At 47.3% G+C, this 16,395-nt stretch carries 16 protein-coding genes and 1 pseudogene; 10 read left to right on the top strand and 7 right to left on the bottom strand.

Going from position 1 to position 16,395, the window contains the following annotated elements:
* Positions 1–94: 94 nt before the first annotated feature.
* From BQ5809_RS04490 to prfB, 6 genes are all read left to right on the top strand, one after another.
* Positions 95–1,054: an acetyl-CoA carboxylase carboxyltransferase subunit alpha gene (locus tag BQ5809_RS04490; RefSeq protein WP_003785398.1), complete on the top strand. Its 960-nt coding sequence runs from the start codon at positions 95–97 to the stop codon at positions 1,052–1,054.
* Between the two features lie 74 nt (positions 1,055–1,128).
* Positions 1,129–1,752 carry a nicotinate-nucleotide adenylyltransferase gene (gene nadD / locus BQ5809_RS04485; RefSeq protein WP_032827660.1) on the top strand — a complete coding sequence of 208 codons (624 nt, stop codon included), beginning with the start codon at positions 1,129–1,131 and terminating at the stop codon, positions 1,750–1,752.
* 445 nt (positions 1,753–2,197) lie between these two features.
* Positions 2,198–2,590 (top strand): ribosome silencing factor, encoded by a 393-nt coding sequence (rsfS, locus tag BQ5809_RS04480; RefSeq protein ID WP_003785402.1) that lies wholly within the window; start codon positions 2,198–2,200, stop codon positions 2,588–2,590.
* 15 nt (positions 2,591–2,605) lie between these two features.
* Positions 2,606–3,589: a tetratricopeptide repeat protein gene (locus tag BQ5809_RS04475; RefSeq protein ID WP_003785403.1), complete on the top strand. Its 984-nt coding sequence runs from the start codon at positions 2,606–2,608 to the stop codon at positions 3,587–3,589.
* 2 nt (positions 3,590–3,591) lie between these two features.
* Complete coding sequence (gene rlmH, locus BQ5809_RS04470) at positions 3,592–4,062, top strand: 23S rRNA (pseudouridine(1915)-N(3))-methyltransferase RlmH (protein WP_003785404.1); 471 nt, start codon at positions 3,592–3,594, stop codon at positions 4,060–4,062.
* A 4-nt stretch (positions 4,063–4,066) separates the two neighbouring features.
* A complete protein-coding gene (gene prfB, locus BQ5809_RS04465) occupies positions 4,067–5,170 on the top strand; it encodes a peptide chain release factor 2 (protein WP_003785405.1) in 1,104 nt (367 codons plus the stop codon).
* 69 nt (positions 5,171–5,239) lie between these two features.
* Here prfB and folK read toward each other — a convergent pair whose 3' ends face one another.
* Together folK and smpB are read right to left on the bottom strand one after the other, a co-directional pair.
* Complete coding sequence (gene folK / locus BQ5809_RS04460; protein ID WP_003785406.1) at positions 5,240–5,731, bottom strand: 2-amino-4-hydroxy-6-hydroxymethyldihydropteridine diphosphokinase; 492 nt, start codon at positions 5,729–5,731, stop codon at positions 5,240–5,242.
* A gap of 12 nt (positions 5,732–5,743) precedes the next feature.
* The gene (gene smpB, locus BQ5809_RS04455; protein ID WP_003785407.1) at positions 5,744–6,190 is read right to left on the bottom strand and encodes an SsrA-binding protein SmpB; all 447 of its coding nucleotides are present in this window, start codon (positions 6,188–6,190) and stop codon (positions 5,744–5,746) included.
* 626 nt (positions 6,191–6,816) lie between these two features.
* On the opposite strand from smpB, the gene BQ5809_RS04450 reads away from it, so the two are divergent.
* Positions 6,817–7,278: a four-helix bundle copper-binding protein gene (locus tag BQ5809_RS04450; protein WP_003785410.1), complete on the top strand. Its 462-nt coding sequence runs from the start codon at positions 6,817–6,819 to the stop codon at positions 7,276–7,278.
* 174 nt (positions 7,279–7,452) lie between these two features.
* Here the strand turns inward: BQ5809_RS04450 and BQ5809_RS04445 are convergent, their stop codons facing one another.
* Complete coding sequence (locus tag BQ5809_RS04445; RefSeq protein WP_032827661.1) at positions 7,453–9,105, bottom strand: phospho-sugar mutase; 1,653 nt, start codon at positions 9,103–9,105, stop codon at positions 7,453–7,455.
* 115 nt (positions 9,106–9,220) lie between these two features.
* Positions 9,221–9,913, bottom strand: coding sequence for a YggS family pyridoxal phosphate-dependent enzyme (locus BQ5809_RS04440; RefSeq protein ID WP_003785416.1), 693 nt, complete (start codon positions 9,911–9,913; stop codon positions 9,221–9,223).
* Between the two features lie 142 nt (positions 9,914–10,055).
* On the opposite strand from BQ5809_RS04440, the gene tldD reads away from it, so the two are divergent.
* Genes tldD through BQ5809_RS04425 form a run of 3 tightly spaced genes read left to right on the top strand, consistent with a single transcriptional unit; the run spans position 10,056 to position 12,972 of the window.
* Complete coding sequence (gene tldD / locus BQ5809_RS04435; RefSeq protein ID WP_003785418.1) at positions 10,056–11,498, top strand: metalloprotease TldD; 1,443 nt, start codon at positions 10,056–10,058, stop codon at positions 11,496–11,498.
* A gap of 14 nt (positions 11,499–11,512) precedes the next feature.
* Positions 11,513–12,079 carry an SMC-Scp complex subunit ScpB gene (gene scpB / locus BQ5809_RS04430; RefSeq protein ID WP_003785420.1) on the top strand — a complete coding sequence of 189 codons (567 nt, stop codon included), beginning with the start codon at positions 11,513–11,515 and terminating at the stop codon, positions 12,077–12,079.
* Between the two features lie 5 nt (positions 12,080–12,084).
* Positions 12,085–12,972: a prephenate dehydrogenase gene (locus BQ5809_RS04425; protein WP_003785422.1), complete on the top strand. Its 888-nt coding sequence runs from the start codon at positions 12,085–12,087 to the stop codon at positions 12,970–12,972.
* Positions 12,973–13,052: 80 nt separating this feature from the next.
* Here BQ5809_RS04425 and BQ5809_RS04420 read toward each other — a convergent pair whose 3' ends face one another.
* From BQ5809_RS04420 to BQ5809_RS11090, 3 genes and pseudogenes are all read right to left on the bottom strand, one after another.
* Positions 13,053–14,147, bottom strand: a complete 1,095-nt coding sequence (locus BQ5809_RS04420) for a restriction endonuclease subunit S (protein WP_003785424.1) — start codon at positions 14,145–14,147, stop codon at positions 13,053–13,055.
* 17 nt (positions 14,148–14,164) lie between these two features.
* A pseudogene (locus BQ5809_RS11100) lies at positions 14,165–15,514 on the bottom strand (HsdM family class I SAM-dependent methyltransferase).
* A gap of 325 nt (positions 15,515–15,839) precedes the next feature.
* Positions 15,840–16,202, bottom strand: a complete 363-nt coding sequence (locus BQ5809_RS11090; protein ID WP_003785432.1) for a hypothetical protein — start codon at positions 16,200–16,202, stop codon at positions 15,840–15,842.
* Between the last annotated feature and the right edge of the window lie 193 nt (positions 16,203–16,395).

Raw genomic sequence — 16,395 nt, 5'->3', positions numbered from 1 at the left:
TGGGCAGCGGCACATAAGTTTAGAGTAGATAGCCCAAATGAACAACAAAGCGGTATAATCTACACCAGTTTGATATAGATACGAGACTCGTTTTATGAAACCTATTTTCTTGGACTTTGAGCAACCGATTGCCGAGCTAACCAACAAAATTGAAGAATTGCGCTTAATGCAAGACGATTCTGCGGTGGATATTTCCAAAGAAATCAACCAACTGCAAAAGAAAAGCGCAGATTTAACCAAATCTATTTTTGCCAAACTCACGCCCGCTCAAGTGTCGCAAGTATCACGCCACCCACAGCGTCCCTACACATTGGACTACATTGACGCGCTTTGCACCGATTTCCAAGAGCTGCATGGCGACCGTCATTTTGCCGATGACGATGCCATTGTCGGCGGTTTGGCGCGATTCAACGGTCAAAGCGTGGTGGTGATTGGACATCAAAAAGGGCGCGATACCAAAGAAAAAATTCGCCGTAATTTTGGTATGCCACGCCCAGAAGGTTATCGCAAAGCCTTGCGTTTAATGCAGTTGGCAGAAAAATTCAAATTGCCCGTGCTGACGTTTGTGGACACACCAGGTGCATACCCAGGTATTGGCGCAGAAGAGCGCAACCAGTCCGAAGCCATTGGCAAAAACTTGTATGAATTGACCAAATTGCGTGTGCCTGTGATTTGCACCGTGATTGGCGAAGGCGGTTCAGGCGGCGCATTGGCGATTGCGGTGGGCGATTACGTTAATATGCTGCAATATTCCACTTATTCTGTGATTTCGCCCGAAGGTTGCGCGTCTATTTTGTGGAAAACAGCAGAAAAAGCACCCGATGCCGCCGCAGCATTGGGCATTACGGCAGATCGTTTGCACAAGCTGAATTTGGTGGATAGAGTGATTGAAGAACCATTGGGCGGCGCACATCGCGATTATGCCGAGCTGATGAAGCGCGTGAAACAAGCGCTAGAAGAACAACTACGCGAAGCACGCGATATGCCTATGGACAGATTGCTCACACGCCGTTTTGACCGCATTATGGCGTATGGTCAGTTTGTAGAAAAATAACCACCAAGCAGCCTGCATTTTTTGTTTACCAAATGTGCAGGCTGCTTTTTTTAGTCAACAAAATCAATAAAATCATGCAAAAACTAGGTTTATTTGGCGGCAGTTTCAATCCGCCACACAACGGACACGTTCACATCGCCCAAGCCTTTGTCGATGAATTGCAGCTAGACAATGTGATTTTTTTGCCAGCAGGCAACCCCTATCACAAAAGCAGCCTGCACATTGACGCAGAACATCGTTGGCAAATGACACAATACATCATCGAACTGGATTCGCGTTTTGCCGCTAGCGATGTGGATTTAAATCGCGCAGGAGCAACGTATACCATTGATACCATAAACATTTTCCGCCAATTCTATCCACAAGCCGAATTGTGGTGGCTAATGGGCATGGACAGCTTGATGACGCTGCATACTTGGAAACACTGGCAAACGCTGGTGCGCCAAGTAAATATTGCCGTTGCCGCACGAGCAGGGCAAATGCTGACGCAATTACCCCATGCGCTGCACGATTATGTGGGCAACGCGCTGCAAACAGGCAGCCTGCACTTTTTAAACGTGCCCATGTTGGATATAAGCTCTACGCAAATTCGCGCTGCGTTGGCACAACAGCAAGATGTGTCGGCATGGTTGCCCAAAACGGTGGCGGATTATGTGCAGCAGCAGAAGTTGTATCAAAACCCAAACACGGCGGCTTGATTGGCGGTGTGATGAACCTATTTCTCACACCATATTCTAGGCTATGAACCACAACGAAAGGTCAATCAAATGAAACACAAAATGATGAAATTCGCTGCGCCCTTGCTGGCAATGATGTTGGCAATGCCTGCATATGCGGATAATCCACCCACGGCACAAAGCGGTCTTGGCTATATGTATCGGTAAGGCTTGGGTGTAAAACAAGATTACGCCAAAGCGCGTGCTTTATTTGAAGCAGCAGGCATTGAGGGTTTAGATATAGTGAATACAGGTTCTAAATTTAATTCACTATAATTTGAATTATATGAACCGCAACAATCTGCGCTAATCCCAAAAATCCACCGAAAGCAGCCTGCACTTGGTTTGTATTCAAAGTGCAGGCTGCTTGAATTGCCCAAATACGCTATAATGCGCGTCTTTAAAATCTTTTTGAAATACAAATAAAATGAACGAACAAGAATTACAAAACCTACAAAAAATGGTGGACATCGCCGTAAACGCGCTGGAAGACATCAAAGCCAAAGACATTGTGGTGCTGGATACCAGCGAAAAAACGTCTTTGTTTGCGCGTATGATTATTGCCAGCGGCGACAGCACTCGCCAAGTAAAAGCACTCACCAACAACGTGGCGGTGGACTTGAAAGAAGCGGGCTTCACAATTTTGAGCAGCGAAGGTCAAGACAGCGGCGAATGGGCGTTGGTGGACGCAGATGATTTGGTGGTACACGTTATGCTGCCAGCCGTGCGCGATTTTTATGACATTGAAGCCTTGTGGGGCGGCGAAAAACCGTCATTCCACGCAGGCGCAGCCAAACCTTGGCACGCAGCAGATAACTAAACTTGCACCGCCATTATGTTAGCCAAAACTTTGAACAAACGGCTGCAGCAAGAGCGCGAATTGTTGCACGCCTACGATTTAGCCGCAGCCCGGAAATCCATTCGCTACACGCACAAACACGCCATCGCATCGTTTGGCGAAAACAGCGTGGAATGTGCAGGCTGCTTGCTCAATTTGGGCATTTGGCATGAATTGTCGGGCGAATATGCGGCGGCAGAACCCCTGCTCAAACAGGCAGAGCAGATTTTTCGGCAACATTTGCCTGCACCGCACCCCGAAATCGCAACCGCGCATTTTTATCAAGCGCGAGTGCTGTATCGCCAAGCCAAATTTGACGAAGCTGTGCAAGCGTTTTGGCAAGTGCTGGTGCAATATCAAGAAGCTTATTTCCCCCAAACTGACCATGTGGACATTGCGCGGACGATTCAATGGCAAGCGTATTCGCAAATGCAGTTGAAAAATCAACAAGAGCAAGGCTTGTCCAACCAAGAAAAAGCAGCGGCAATGTTTGAGCGTTTGTTGGGCATGAATCACGCCGAAACGGCGATGGCATACACTTATGTGGCGGAATGGTATATGCGTGGCGAACACCGTCTGCACGGCTTATCGGTTTTGCAACACACCTTGCCCACCGCGCAGCAACACGCAGGCAGCCTGCACCCCGACACGGCTTATGTCGCTACCCAGTTGGCAATTTGCGAAGACGTATCAGGTTTGCACGACAAGGCGCGAGAACACTTTGCCCTTGCCAAACATATCTACGAACAAAGCGTGGGCGAACAGCACCCTTTGTATGCCGAATTTTTGATTGGTTTTGCTGAACACCACGCCGTGCACGGTTATGTGGAACAAGCGTTGCGCTACTATCATCAAGCATTGGAAATTTTTACCGCCTGCATGGACGAAGACTTTATTGGCATTCCGTTTGTGATTAAACGCATTGCCATGTTGATGATGCGCCATTTGGCTGATGAAGAATCCAGTAGCGAAAACGAATAACGATGAATATCACGGTATTAGCAGTAGGCACAAAAATGCCGCGGTGGGTAGATGAAGCGGTAAACGAATACGCCAAACGCTTTGGACGAGACGTTGCCTACACGCTCAAAGAAATCAAACCCGAAAAACGCGGCGCAGGCGTAAACGCCACACAAGGCATGGCAGCCGAAGAAAAACGTATTTTAGAAGCTTTGCCCGATAACGCTTATTTGGTGGTGCTAGACGAACGCGGCAAAGCTCCGACATCGGTGGAATTAGCAAGCAGCCTGCAACGCTGGCAGCAAGACGGCGAACACGTTTGCTTTGTGATTGGTGGCGCAGACGGCATGACCGACACGCTCAAACAAAAAGCCAAAATGATGTTGCGCCTATCCAGCCTGACTTTGCCGCATGGCATGGTGCGCGTGTTGCTCACCGAGCAGCTCTATCGCGCCGTATCCATTTTGCACAATCACCCGTATCACAGAGAATAGAATCATGGAACAAGAACAAATTAATCAATTAAACAACCAGTTAAACGATTTAGCCAAACGCAATGACGACATTCGCGTGTATATGGACTATCAAGGCAAAAAAGACCGTTTGGAAGAAGTCGTCGGCTTATCCGAAGACCCCGATTTATGGAACGACCCCAAACGCGCCCAAGACATTGGCAAAGAGCGCAAATTGTTAGAAGGCGTGGTTTTGACGTTGGACAAAATTACCAACGGCATTGACGACAACCGCGAATTGATTGACATGGTGGTAGAAGAGGGCGATGCAGACGGTTTTGCCGCCATTATTGCCGATGTTGCCGAACTGGAAAAACAAATGGCAGACTTGGAATTCAAGCGCATGTTCAACCAGCCAGCCGACCCGAACAACTGCTTTATTGACATTACCGCAGGCGCAGGCGGCACAGAAGCCGAAGACTGGGCAGGCATGTTGTTGCGTATGTACACGCGCTACGCCGAGCGCAAAGGCTTCAAAGTGGAAGTGATTGAGCAAGACGATGGCGAAATCGCAGGCATCAACAACGCCACGCTCCGCATTGAGGGCGAATACGCCTATGGCTTGTTGCGTACCGAAACAGGCGTACATCGCTTGGTGCGCTATTCGCCGTTTGATTCCAACAACAAACGCCATACATCGTTCTCATCGGTGTTTGTGTACCCAGAAGTGGACGACAGCTTTGAAGTGGAAATCAACCCAGCCGATTTGCGTACCGACACTTATCGCGCATCGGGCGCAGGCGGTCAGCACATCAACAAAACCGATTCGGCGGTTCGCATTACGCACATTCCAACAGGGATTGTGGTGCAATCGCAAAGCAGCCGTTCGCAGCACGAAAATCGCCGCATTGTGATGGAAATGTTGCGCTCTAAACTGTTTGAACTGGAAATGCGTAAACGCAATGAAGAAAAACAAGCCTTGGAAGAGGGCAAATCCGATGTGGGTTGGGGCAGCCAAATTCGCTCGTATGTGTTGGATTCATCGCGCATCAAAGATTTGCGTACCAGCTACGAAGTCGGCAACACCAAAGCGGTGTTGGATGGCGATTTGGATGGCTTTATTGAAGCGAGTTTGAAACAGGGCGTGTGATATTTTGTTATACAAAAAAAGCAGCCTGCACTTTTTTGTAATAGAAAGTGCAGGCTGCTTTTTGCGTGTTTACGCCGATTCCAGCAGCCGAACCATGCTGTTATCGTGTAATTGTGCGGCTAATTCTTGCGCGGTTTGCGTGTCGTGTAACACAAAATCGGGCGCGATTTCGGCAAGTGGCAGCATCACAAATCCGCGTTCGTGGGCGCGTGGGTGCGGCAAGGTTAGCTGTTCGCTGTTCCATTTTTCGTGATTAAAATCAATCAAATCCAAATCCAAAGTACGCGGGGCATTGCGAAAACTGCGCTCGCGTCCAAATTGCTGCTCAATCGCGTGCAGTTGCGCCAACAGTTCGGGCGCAGCAAGCGAAGTCTGCACCATACCCACCGCGTTGATAAAATCGGGCTGGTCAAGGTAGCCCACAGGCGCGGTGCGATACAAAGACGACACGCGCAGCAACGCCACGCAGGGCAGGGCGGCAACGGCGGCAATGGCTTGTTTGATTTGCTGTTCTGGCTGCTGCAAATTGCTGCCAAAGGCAATAATGGCGATGTTTTTCATGTGCAGGCTGCTTTATCGTGCGTTTTTCATCAAGCGTTGTTTTTCGCGTTTCCAATCGGCTTCTTTGGACGATTCGCGTTTGTCGTGCAGTTTTTTACCTTTTGCCACGCCAATTTCCATTTTGATTTTGCCACGATGAAAATGCAGATTAAGCGGCACAATCGTGTAGCCAGAACGTTCCACTTTTTCAATTAACTTGTTGATTTCGCGTTGATTGAGCAGCAGTTTTCGCGCACGAACAGGGTCGGGTTTGATGTGTGTGGACGCGGTCGGCAAGGCGGTAATGTGGCAGCTAACCAAATAAAACGCATTTTTTTTCCAGTAGATATAGCTTTCTTTGAGCTGCACGCGTCCTGCGCGAATGGCTTTGACTTCCCAGCCTTCTAGCACCAAACCTGCTTGAATTTGCTCTTCAATAAAGTAATCGTGAAAAGCCTTGCGGTTGTTGGCAATAGACATTTTTGTCTCCTAAATAAATGATTTTGACGCGTGATTTTAGCAGAAAACGGCAAGGTGCATGGTTTGGCGTGGATTTGCCTTATTTTTTGCAGCGAATAACACGATTATAGTGATTTAAATTTAGATTAGTACGGCGTTGCCAACTCCCTTATGTACTAGGTGTACACGGCGGTCGTTGTCGCCTTGTCCTAATCTAAATTTAAACCACTATATTTGCTGCATGATTTCATGTAAATAAGCAAAGGAATGGCCTGATGCAATAACCGAAAATCGGTGGCAATGGCAAATTGTTCGCGTGATACATCCTTGCGCGACATCAACGATTTGTTGGAAAAAGGCATTTTGTAGAAATCGGAAAGTGGTAGGCGAAGTGTGTTTTATGTGTTAGCCAATCGTTATAGTGAATTAAATTTAGATTAGTACAGCGTTGCCAACTCCTTTATGTACTAGGTGCACACGGCGGTCGTTGTCGCCTTGTCCTAATCTAAATTTAATCCACTATAATCTAAACTGCGGTTATGGATATGGAAAATTTAACAAACATTTAAAATATTGGTTATAATCCGTCCAGCGTTTAATTTTGTTTTACGCGACATTTCTATTTTTTAACATAAGGAAAATCAAGTATGAATCGCCGTCAATTTATTGGTAGTACCGCTGCCGTTTCTTTATCTACAATGGCTGCTATGGCTTCCGCGCACGATGCCCACAACCACGCAGGACACGCGCATCATGGCGCGGCTGCGGCAAGCACCAATCCATATGAATCTATCCGCTTGGCGGCTGGTTATTGCTATGCCGCAGGCAATGTGTGCTTGGCGCACTGCATTCGCTTGTTGTCGCAAGGCGATACCAGCATGAAAGATTGTGCCACCAACGTAAACCAAATGTTGAACTTGTGTGGCGCGTTGTCTAATTTGGCGGCGCAGCAGTCGTCATTAGTGCCAGCATTGGCAAAAGTGGCGTTGCAAGCGTGTCGTGCTTGTGCCGAAGCCTGCAAAGCACACGCATCACACCACGCCGAATGCAAAGCCTGCTACGAATCTTGCTTGGCTTGCATTGCCGAATGTGAGAAATTCGCTGCGTAAATTGTGTTGAAATAACAAAGCAGTGTTGTTTACAAAAGTGCAGGCTGCTTTTTTATAGTGAATTAAATTTAGATTAGTACAGCGTTGCCAACTCCCTTATGTACTGGGTGTACACGGCGGTCGTTGTCGCCTTGTCCTAATCTAAATTTAATCCACTATATTTTACCGATTCAATTAGCAGTTCTGATTGCCAAATGCGTCGCTGCGGAGCAATTCACGCACATCGGCATCAAATTGCGCCAACACACGCGCCGCATCGGTATTGTCGCTGCCATTCACGTCCAAATACAGCTTCACTTTTGGCTCTGTGCCAGACGGACGCACAATCAAGCGGCTGCCGTTGTCCAAATGGTACACCAAAATATTGTTCGGCTCGGCATCGTGCATATAATCTTTGGATCGCACCACTTTGTGCGCACCAATTTGAGCAGGCGGATTTTGACGGAACGCATCGGTCAATTTGGGAATGTCTGCCACATCTTGCATACGCAACGACACTTGGCTGCTGGCATACGCGCCAAATTTTTCTGCAAAATCATCAATATAATCTTGAATCGTTTTGCCCTGCGCTTTGAGTTGGCGCACCAAATCCAAGAACACAATCGCTGCCGAAATACCGTCTTTGTCTTTCACTTTATCGGGGTCAACCAAATAGCCCAACGCTTCTTCAAAACCAAAAATCAAATTTGGTGTTTTGGAAATGTATTTAAAGCCCGTGAGCGTTTCGGCGTTTGCCAAACCGTATTTTTGCGCGATTTTTGCCAGCGCAGGCGACGACACCAACGAACACGCCAATGTGCCTGTTTTGCCTTGATTTTGTTGCGCGATGTGCCAGCCGAGTAAGCAGCCGACTACATTGCCGTGCAGTGATTTCCAGTTGCCGTCTGCATCGGGAGTTGCCACCGCAAAACGGTCGGCATCGGGGTCGTTGGCGATGATGAACTCGGCGTTTTTTGCCTGTGCCAATGCAATCGCCAAATCCAATGCGCCTTTTTCTTCGGGATTGGGGAAGGCAACGGTGTGGAAAGTCGGGTTGGGGTCGGCTTGTTCTGCCACAATGTGCGGCAAAGGAAAACCAGCCGCTTGCAAGGTTTGCACCAGCGTTTCTTTGCCCACGCCGTGCATGGCGGTGTACACATAATTCAAATCGCCAGCGGTGGTGCTTGCCAATTTGGCGGTTTTGGCGATGTATTGTTGCACCACTTCTTCGCCCAGAATTTGATAATCGCTGCTGCGAGCGTATTCGGTAATCGGTGTTTGTGTTGCCAAATCAATTTGTTGGGCGATTTCGGTATCGGCTGGCGACACGATTTGTCCGCCGCCATGTTGTTTGCCCAAATACACTTTGTAGCCATTGTCATCGGGCGGATTGTGGCTGGCAGTTACCATGACGCCTGCGCTGGTGTTGAAATGGCGAATCGCGTATGCCAACACAGGGGTCGGTAACAAGCGCGGCAACAGCAAGGTTTGAATGCCTGCGCCTGCCATGATTTGCGCTGTGTCTTCGGCAAAGATTTTGGAATTTTTGCGCCCGTCATAGCCAATCACAATAGACGGTTCTTTGTCGTTTGCCAGCAAATAGTTCGCCAAACCTTTTGCCGCTTGCGCTACCAACACGCGGTTCATGCCCATGCTGCCTGCTTGCAAGCGACCACGCAAACCTGCTGTGCCAAATTGCAAACGGTCGGCAAAACGTGCTGCAAGTTCTTGCTCGGCGGCAGCGTTGCCTGCTTGGGCTTGGTCTAGTAATTGTTGCAGTTCGGCACGGGTTTCCGCGTCTGGGTCTTGTGCCAACCAGTTTTGCGCTGTTTGAAAGAGTTGTGTCATGTCTTTTTTCCTTTGTTTTGTTGAGATAATCAAATTGGGCTGAAAAAAGCAGCCTGCACCATTTTGTTTCTGTTGGGTGCGCTCCAACCTACTGCTTTATTTGTATGATTTAAATTCAGCGAGCGTAACTCCGTCCACCAAAAATCGCCGTTCCTACGCGCACCATGGTCGCGCCACACGCCACCGCGCATTCTAAATCGCCACTCATGCCCATAGATAGCGTATCGGCATCGGGCGCAATTTGACGGAGCTGTTGCAGCAAATCGTTCATGCGCCCAAATTGCTGTTGCAGCACATCATCGCCCACATTTGCCTGCGCCACACACATCAAACCGCGTAATTTCAGCTTGGGCAACGCCATAACTTCGTGCGCCAAATCCAGCATTTGTTCGGGCGCAATGCCGTGTTTGTTGATTTCGTTGGCGATGTTGATTTCAATGCACACCTGCAAATCGGGCAACTGCGCTGGACGTTGCGTACTCAATCGCCGTGCCAGTTTAACGCTGTCTAGCGTGTGCAACCAGTGAGCGCGTTCCGCCACCAAACGGCTTTTGTTGGACTGAACATTGCCAATTATATGCCAAACCAAATCGCCACAATCGGCAAGCTGTTCAGTTTTTTGCCACCATTCTTGGATATAGTTTTCGCCAAAATCGCGCTGCCCCAAGGCATACACGGCGTGAATGTCATCGGTTGGAAAAGTTTTGCTCACCGCAATCAGTTGCAGGCTGCTTGGGTCGCGTTGCGCTGCCAAAGCAGCCTGCACCAAGCGTTGTTGTGTCGCGGCATAATTGTTTGCCAAATTCACGGTTTGCTCCGTTTAAATGGCTGTATTGTACGCTTTTGCTGGAAATTTATCGCGCTTATTTATTGAATTTCGTCAATCTAACGTATAATTCCACCCATTTTTAACGATTTTAGGCACAAAGCAGCCTGCACTTTATTTATCTATGCAAAACACATTTCAAACCGTTTCCCAAGATTTACTTCACGCCAACCAATTATCTGCCGATGAATTGGCAAAATCACTTGCCATTATCAGCAATCATCACGTTGATTATGCGGATATTTATTGCCAACGCACCGCATTTGAAAGCTGGCATTTAGACGAAGGCATGGTTAAATCGGGCAGTTTTCAGATTGACCAAGGCGTGGGCGTGCGTGCCGTGTTGGGCGAAAAAACGGCGTTTGCCTATGCCGATAGTTTGACGGCGGACGCAATCCAACGCGCCGCGCAAACTGTAAAAGTGATTGGCGCGGCTGGCAATATTGCGCCTGTGCGTGTGCCAACGCCTGTTTACGGCAAGGCAGTTCACGCTTGCGCCAATCCGATTATCACGTTGCAATCGCCTGAAAAAGTGGCGTTACTTCAAAAGGTTGAGCAACTGGCGAAAGCGGCTGACCCGCGCATTGTGCAGGTTATGGCTGGTTTGACTTGCGAACACGATATGATTTACATCGCGCGTTTGGACGGCAAACACGCGGCGGATATTCGTCCGTTGGTGCGTTTGAGCGTTACTGTGATTGCGAAACAGGGCGAACGCCGCGAACAAGGCAGCGCAGGCGGCGGCGGTCGTTTTGATTTGACATATTTTGATGACGCGAAAATTAGGGAATATGTAAACAAGGCGGTTCAGCAAGCCTTAATCAATTTGGAATCGCGTCCTGCGCCTGCTGGGGCGATGACGGTGGTTTTGGGTAATGGCTGGCCTGGTGTGTTGTTGCATGAAGCGGTGGGGCATGGTTTGGAAGGTGATTTCAATCGCAAGCAAACCAGTGTATTCACAGGCAAAATTGGCGAGCGCGTGGCGGCGAAAGGCGTTACCGTGATTGACCAAGGCGACATTCCCGACAGACGCGGCAGCCTGAATATTGACGATGAGGGCAACGAAACGCGCCGCACGGTGTTGATTGAGGACGGCATTTTAACGGGCTATATGCAGGACGAAACGAATGCGCGTTTAATGGGCGTGGACGTTACGGGCAATGGTCGCCGCGAGAGTTATTCGTCTGTGGTGATGCCGCGCATGACAAATACATTTATGGAAAGTGGTACGCATGACCCACAGGAAATCATTGAAAGCATGGATAAAGGGATTTATGCGGTGAATTTTGGTGGCGGTCAGGTGGACATTACGAGCGGTAAATTTGTGTTTAGCGCGAGCGAGGCTTGGTGGGTGGAAAATGGTAAATTGCAATATCCAGTCAAGGGCGCAACGATTATCGGGAGTGGTTCGGAAGTGTTGAAACACGTTTCGATGATTGGCAATGACAGCGCGTTGGACACAGGCGTGGGCGTGTGTGGCAAAGACGGTCAAAGTGTGCCTGTGGGCGTGGGGCAGCCGACTTTGCGGATTGATGCAGGTTTGACGGTGGGCGGTAGTGAAGCGTAAAAGTGCAGGCTGCTATGAATAATCCACAAAACTTATCGGCAGAATCGCTGATTGAAGCGGCATTGTTGCTGCAAACCGAACCTTTAACCGAACGCCAAATGTGCGATTTGTGCCAGCCACCTATTTCACAAGACAAATTGATAGACGTGTTGGCAGACTTAAAAATGCGTTGGCAAAACCGTGCCTTGCAACTGGTGTGTACCGCGCAGGGCTGGCGTTTTCAGTTGGCAAACGAAGCATTTGAACCGCTAGGCAGCCTGCACGAACAACGTGCGCCGCGTTATTCTCGCGCCGTGATGGAAACGCTGGCGATTATTGCCTACCAACAACCTGTTACGCGCGGCGATATTGAAGCCATACGCGGTGTTGCCGTGTCGCAAAACATTATCCAAACGCTGCAAGAACGCGGCTGGATTGAAGTGATTGGACAGCGCGACAGCATTGGCAAACCTGCGCTATGGGCAACCACCGATGCGTTTTTGAGCGATTTACAATTAAACAGCTTAACCGATTTGCCGCCTTTAACCGATTTGGGTGCGCTGGTGTTGCCCGATGTGTTGGAACAGCCAGAAAGCGAGTAGGCAAAATGAACCACCTTTCCCAGCCATTGCAACAAATCACGCTGATTGGCGTAGGCTTAATTGGCGGCTCTTTTGTGTTGGATTTAAAACGCCAGCAGCGCGTTAAAAACGTGGTTGGCATAGATTTGGATAGCGAAAACCTAGTCCGCGCCCAAGAACGCCGCGTGATTGACCGCGCCTACACCACCCTTTGCGCCGAAGCGGTGGCAGATGCCGATTTGGTGTTGATTGCAACCCCAGTGGCAAGCCTGCCGCATATTTGCCGCCAGCTTGCACCCTTGTTGCGCCCACACACGATTGTGAGCGATGTCGGCAGCACCAAGCAATCGGCATTGAGCGCATTTGAGCAATATTTACCACAACATTTACCGCGTTGTGTTGCCGCTCACCCGATTGCAGGCTCTGACCGAAGTGGCGCATTGGCAGCACAGTTTGGCTTGTATCAAAACAAAAAACTGATTTTGTGTCCGCACGATACGCAAGACCAAAGCAGCCTGCACTTGGTAGAACAACTGTGGCAAAGCGTGGGCGCGAACACCTATCAAATGTCGGCGCAACAACACGATGAAATTTTTGCCGCCGTGTCGCATTTTCCGCATTTGTTGGCGTTTAGCTATGTGCATCAAATGTTGGACAACCCAAAAGGCGCACATTATCTAGATTTTGCAGGCAGCGGTTTTCGTGATTTCACGCGCATTGCAGGCAGCAGCCCCGAAATGTGGAAAGACATTATGTTGGCAAACAAAAACAGCCTGCTGCAACTTATTGCCGCCCAGCAACAACAGCTCGCGCATCTTGCAGGCTGCTTGCAACAAGAAAACGCCACCGCCTTGCATGATTACATTGCCCAAGCCAGCCAACTGCGCGAACAATGGGGCGAGAAGAATCGGTAAACAAAAAAGCAGCCTGCATTTTCTGTTTAACAAAAAATGCAGGCTGCTTTGTTATGCCTGGATTAAGACTGTCAGTTTATTTAAATCACTTGCTCATACGCTGCCATTTCGCGCTCGTTGAATGCGACAACATCGGCAATCACGCATTTTTCAATCGCACGTCCAATCAATGCCATGAATTCCCAATCGGGTGTGCCGTCTTTTTCAGGCAGCATAATCATTAAATCAGGTAATTTATTTGTTGCATTTTCAGAATATGCAGTAAATAAAATTTGTAATTTATTGATTGCAGTAACCACAAACAATCGCACATTTTGGCTGTGTTTACCGTTTTTAAATGTTAATGCTTTTACTCGTGTACCAATGTGAAAATGTTGATTTTGAGTTGAAGCCTTAAACACACCACGGTCAGCTAATGAAAGTGTGGTTTCATGATTAAATAACCGTCTATCTGGTAACGGATGGATATATTTTGAAATACCATTATTTTCATGTTGGTGACTAATCAATGGAATTGAACCTGAAATCGTATTTCCAATAATAACGTCTCTACCTGTTGCAATATTAAATAAATCGTCTAATCTAAATTCTTTCCAATTCAGGCTGCCTGAAAGCTGCGCCAATGCGTTTTCTTCGTCTTTACTCAAGTTTACATCGGTAAGATTTGACAATTTCAAAAAAGCGCGCAGTTGCTGAACAAAGCGTTCCATGTAATCAAAGGCGATTTCACCATTTTTTTCAGGCAGGCAAACTTCAATTTCTCGTGCATTTTCGCGATTAAATTTGTTGCCATAATTAAATAATCCTTTGGTTGCTGCTCGAAAAATCGCCACAAAATAATGCAAAGTGTGTTTATTCCATTGCTCATGGTGATTTTTTGGTTTCATGCCTTGAACGTGTGAATAGCCGATAAAATCATTTGGCTGATAAAAAATGCTGTCCGAAGTTGTGGTATCGCTAAATGTAATCATATTGCCTGTTTCTGTGGGTTTTCGTGCCACATATCCACCAATGCCATTATTGATACTGGAATTGACGACAACAGGTGTTGTGCCTTTTTCTCGGAATAAATCATCATTGGTTAATCCGTAATTTTTGGTTGGATTGATGTCAAATAATGAACCGACTTTTTTAAACACAAATTCTCCGCCACTTGCCAAAAATGCGTTTTCCATTTCCTGCAAGTGGCTTTCTACTTTCCCAAATCATCGCCTTGCTGCGCGAGAATTTGCGACACTTCCCAGGTCAAATAATCGGCAACGGTTTTTTTGAAATCGGCAATCGTGGGTTTGGCATCAATTTTTTTGTGTTGCGAGAAATTCCAGTCCGCGCCGCCTAGCGTGATGAAATCTTCCACATACACATTGTCCAAGTTCCACAATTCGGCAGACACTTTGGCGTTTTTGCCTGCCTTGTAGATTTTCACAATGTCGGCATAGCGTTGTTCGGGGTTGTCCAATTCGCGCAAGCCGCGTTCGGTGCGTTTGTAGCCGTCGTTGGAAAAGTCAATAAATTTAACAGGTTGTTCTACATCGTGCGGTGTGCCAGCTTTGAAAATGTAAATGCTGGTTTGTACGCCTGCCATTGGCTGAAATAAATCGGTTGGCATTTTGATAGAAGCGAGTAGGGTATGCGATTTTAAAATTTCTTGGTTGGACATCACGGCTTTGCCGCTGCCTGCGCTGTCTTGAATGATGATTGCGCCCAAGCCGTCTTTTTGCATTTTGCTCAAACCGTATTTGATAAACGGCATACCGTTTTCTTCGTAAGAAAAGGGCGGATTGAGCAACAAGCGGTCTGCCTGAAATTCGCTAAACAATGATTCAGGGCGATTGAACGCGCTGCCTTTTTCAATGCGACTTGAACCGTCTCCGCGCAAAATCATGTTGGTGGCGGCGAGTGTGTACATTTCGGCATTCAATTCCACGCCTAATAAGCGGTTTTATTTGATGTCGCTGATTAAATTTTCGGCAGCCGTTGAGCCTTTGGCGAATTGGTTTTCGGCATCTTGAATCATCAATTCCATGGCGGAAATTAAGAAACCTGCTGAACCTGTCGCCAAATCCATTACTTTGTTATTGGCTTTGATGTTGAGCATTTGCGCCATCATTTTGGTAACGTAGGGCGGTGTTAAAACGATGCCGATTTCTTTGCCGTCGCCCAATGCGTATTTCAAAAATTCGGAATACATTTCGCCCATGATGTCAATGTGTCCGCCAAAACCGTCAATGGATTTGAAGATGTTTTCATAAATAAATGTGAAAACTTGTTTATTGGTGCTGCTGTCGCTGTCTAGCAAATGGGCGATTTCTTTGTCGTTTTCTGTGGGTTCATCGCGTTGTGCGTCTTTGGAAATTTCGCTAAATGAAGCCAGCATGAGTTTGTGTTTTTCTGCTTTAATGCCGCGATGTTGTAAAAATTCGTTGATTTGGTCGGTAATTAAAATGCCGTCGCGCTTTTGTGCCAGTTGCGAGCCTTTTAAATCATGGGGCGTTAAGCCTTCGCCTAATTTTTTGCCGTTTTGGTCGTGAATGTCTTGCATGGCAAGCAGCATTCCCGATACATACAATACGCGCTGTGGCGCGGTAATGTTGTGGTTGTGCATGAGTTTGTTCAATTTTTTGGCGTAGGCTTGCAATTCGGCTTGGCTGCGAATCAGGATTTGATGTTTTTCTTCTTCGCTCAATACCGCGTTTTTGTAAAATTCTTCAAAACTGGTTTGATTTTCCAAAAAATCCAAAGTTTTGACATTTTCTAAATGCTTGTGCGCTTTTTCAGACTGCCCGAACACATAGTAAACGGAAATAGCGATGTTTTCGGGATTGTCGCCAGCAATGCCAATAGCGATAACTTCGTGATATTTTTCGCTACCAATCATATTTTGCGCGTAATACAACGCGCCATTTACGGCAAAATTGGCAATGCTTATCATCAAATTTCAAGCCGTCTTTGGTTTGGCTTGCCAGTTTTTTCAAGCCTAATTTGTTTTCAATAATAATGGGGATTTTCTTGCCTTTAATTGCGTATTTTTCAACGTGAAAATCGGGTTTGCCAAAATTGGTTTTGTTTTGGGTTTTGGCAGAGCCTTTTAGGGCTTCTTTGAGATAATCCGACATGGCGGATTCTTCGTTGTAATCTTGATGTTTTTGCAGATTTAGGCGACTAAATTCTGCTTTGACGAAATCGTTGATGTCAGATTCTAATTTGTAGGTAATGTTGGATTTTGCCATTTGGGTGCTTTCGTTACATTGAGTTGGAATTATAGTGGATTAAATTTAGATTAGGACAAGGCGACAACGACCGCCGTGTACAGCTAGTATATAAGGGAGTTGGCAACGCTGTACTAATCTAAATTTAATTCACTATAAATTATAAATTTAACTGTCATATACGAAAAGCAGCCTGCACTTTCTGTTTAACAAA

Source organism: Kingella kingae ATCC 23330 (assembly GCF_900111845.1).
GTDB classification, from domain to species: domain Bacteria; phylum Pseudomonadota; class Gammaproteobacteria; order Burkholderiales; family Neisseriaceae; genus Kingella; species Kingella kingae.
Note: the sequence above shows the minus strand (reverse complement) of the source record. Positions and strands in the feature narration are given on the sequence as shown.

What these genes read in the sequence shown, in the direction of transcription:
- scpB (WP_003785420.1), top strand. Translation starts at nt 11,513, where the DNA reads ATGAATAATCCACAAAACTTATCGGCAGAATCGCTGATTGAAGCGGCA.
- BQ5809_RS04490 (WP_003785398.1), top strand. Translation starts at nt 95, where the DNA reads ATGAAACCTATTTTCTTGGACTTTGAGCAACCGATTGCCGAGCTAACC.
- nadD (WP_032827660.1), top strand. Translation starts at nt 1,129, where the DNA reads ATGCAAAAACTAGGTTTATTTGGCGGCAGTTTCAATCCGCCACACAAC.
- tldD (WP_003785418.1), top strand. Translation starts at nt 10,056, where the DNA reads ATGCAAAACACATTTCAAACCGTTTCCCAAGATTTACTTCACGCCAAC.
- prfB (WP_003785405.1), top strand. Translation starts at nt 4,067, where the DNA reads ATGGAACAAGAACAAATTAATCAATTAAACAACCAGTTAAACGATTTA.
- BQ5809_RS04425 (WP_003785422.1), top strand. Translation starts at nt 12,085, where the DNA reads ATGAACCACCTTTCCCAGCCATTGCAACAAATCACGCTGATTGGCGTA.
- BQ5809_RS04475 (WP_003785403.1), top strand. Translation starts at nt 2,606, where the DNA reads ATGTTAGCCAAAACTTTGAACAAACGGCTGCAGCAAGAGCGCGAATTG.
- rlmH (WP_003785404.1), top strand. Translation starts at nt 3,592, where the DNA reads ATGAATATCACGGTATTAGCAGTAGGCACAAAAATGCCGCGGTGGGTA.
- BQ5809_RS11090 (WP_003785432.1), bottom strand. Translation starts at nt 16,202, where the DNA reads ATGGCAAAATCCAACATTACCTACAAATTAGAATCTGACATCAACGAT.
- smpB (WP_003785407.1), bottom strand. Translation starts at nt 6,190, where the DNA reads ATGTCTATTGCCAACAACCGCAAGGCTTTTCACGATTACTTTATTGAA.
- BQ5809_RS04420 (WP_003785424.1), bottom strand. Translation starts at nt 14,147, where the DNA reads ATGGAAAACGCATTTTTGGCAAGTGGCGGAGAATTTGTGTTTAAAAAA.
- folK (WP_003785406.1), bottom strand. Translation starts at nt 5,731, where the DNA reads ATGAAAAACATCGCCATTATTGCCTTTGGCAGCAATTTGCAGCAGCCA.
- rsfS (WP_003785402.1), top strand. Translation starts at nt 2,198, where the DNA reads ATGAACGAACAAGAATTACAAAACCTACAAAAAATGGTGGACATCGCC.
- BQ5809_RS04445 (WP_032827661.1), bottom strand. Translation starts at nt 9,105, where the DNA reads ATGACACAACTCTTTCAAACAGCGCAAAACTGGTTGGCACAAGACCCA.
- BQ5809_RS04450 (WP_003785410.1), top strand. Translation starts at nt 6,817, where the DNA reads ATGAATCGCCGTCAATTTATTGGTAGTACCGCTGCCGTTTCTTTATCT.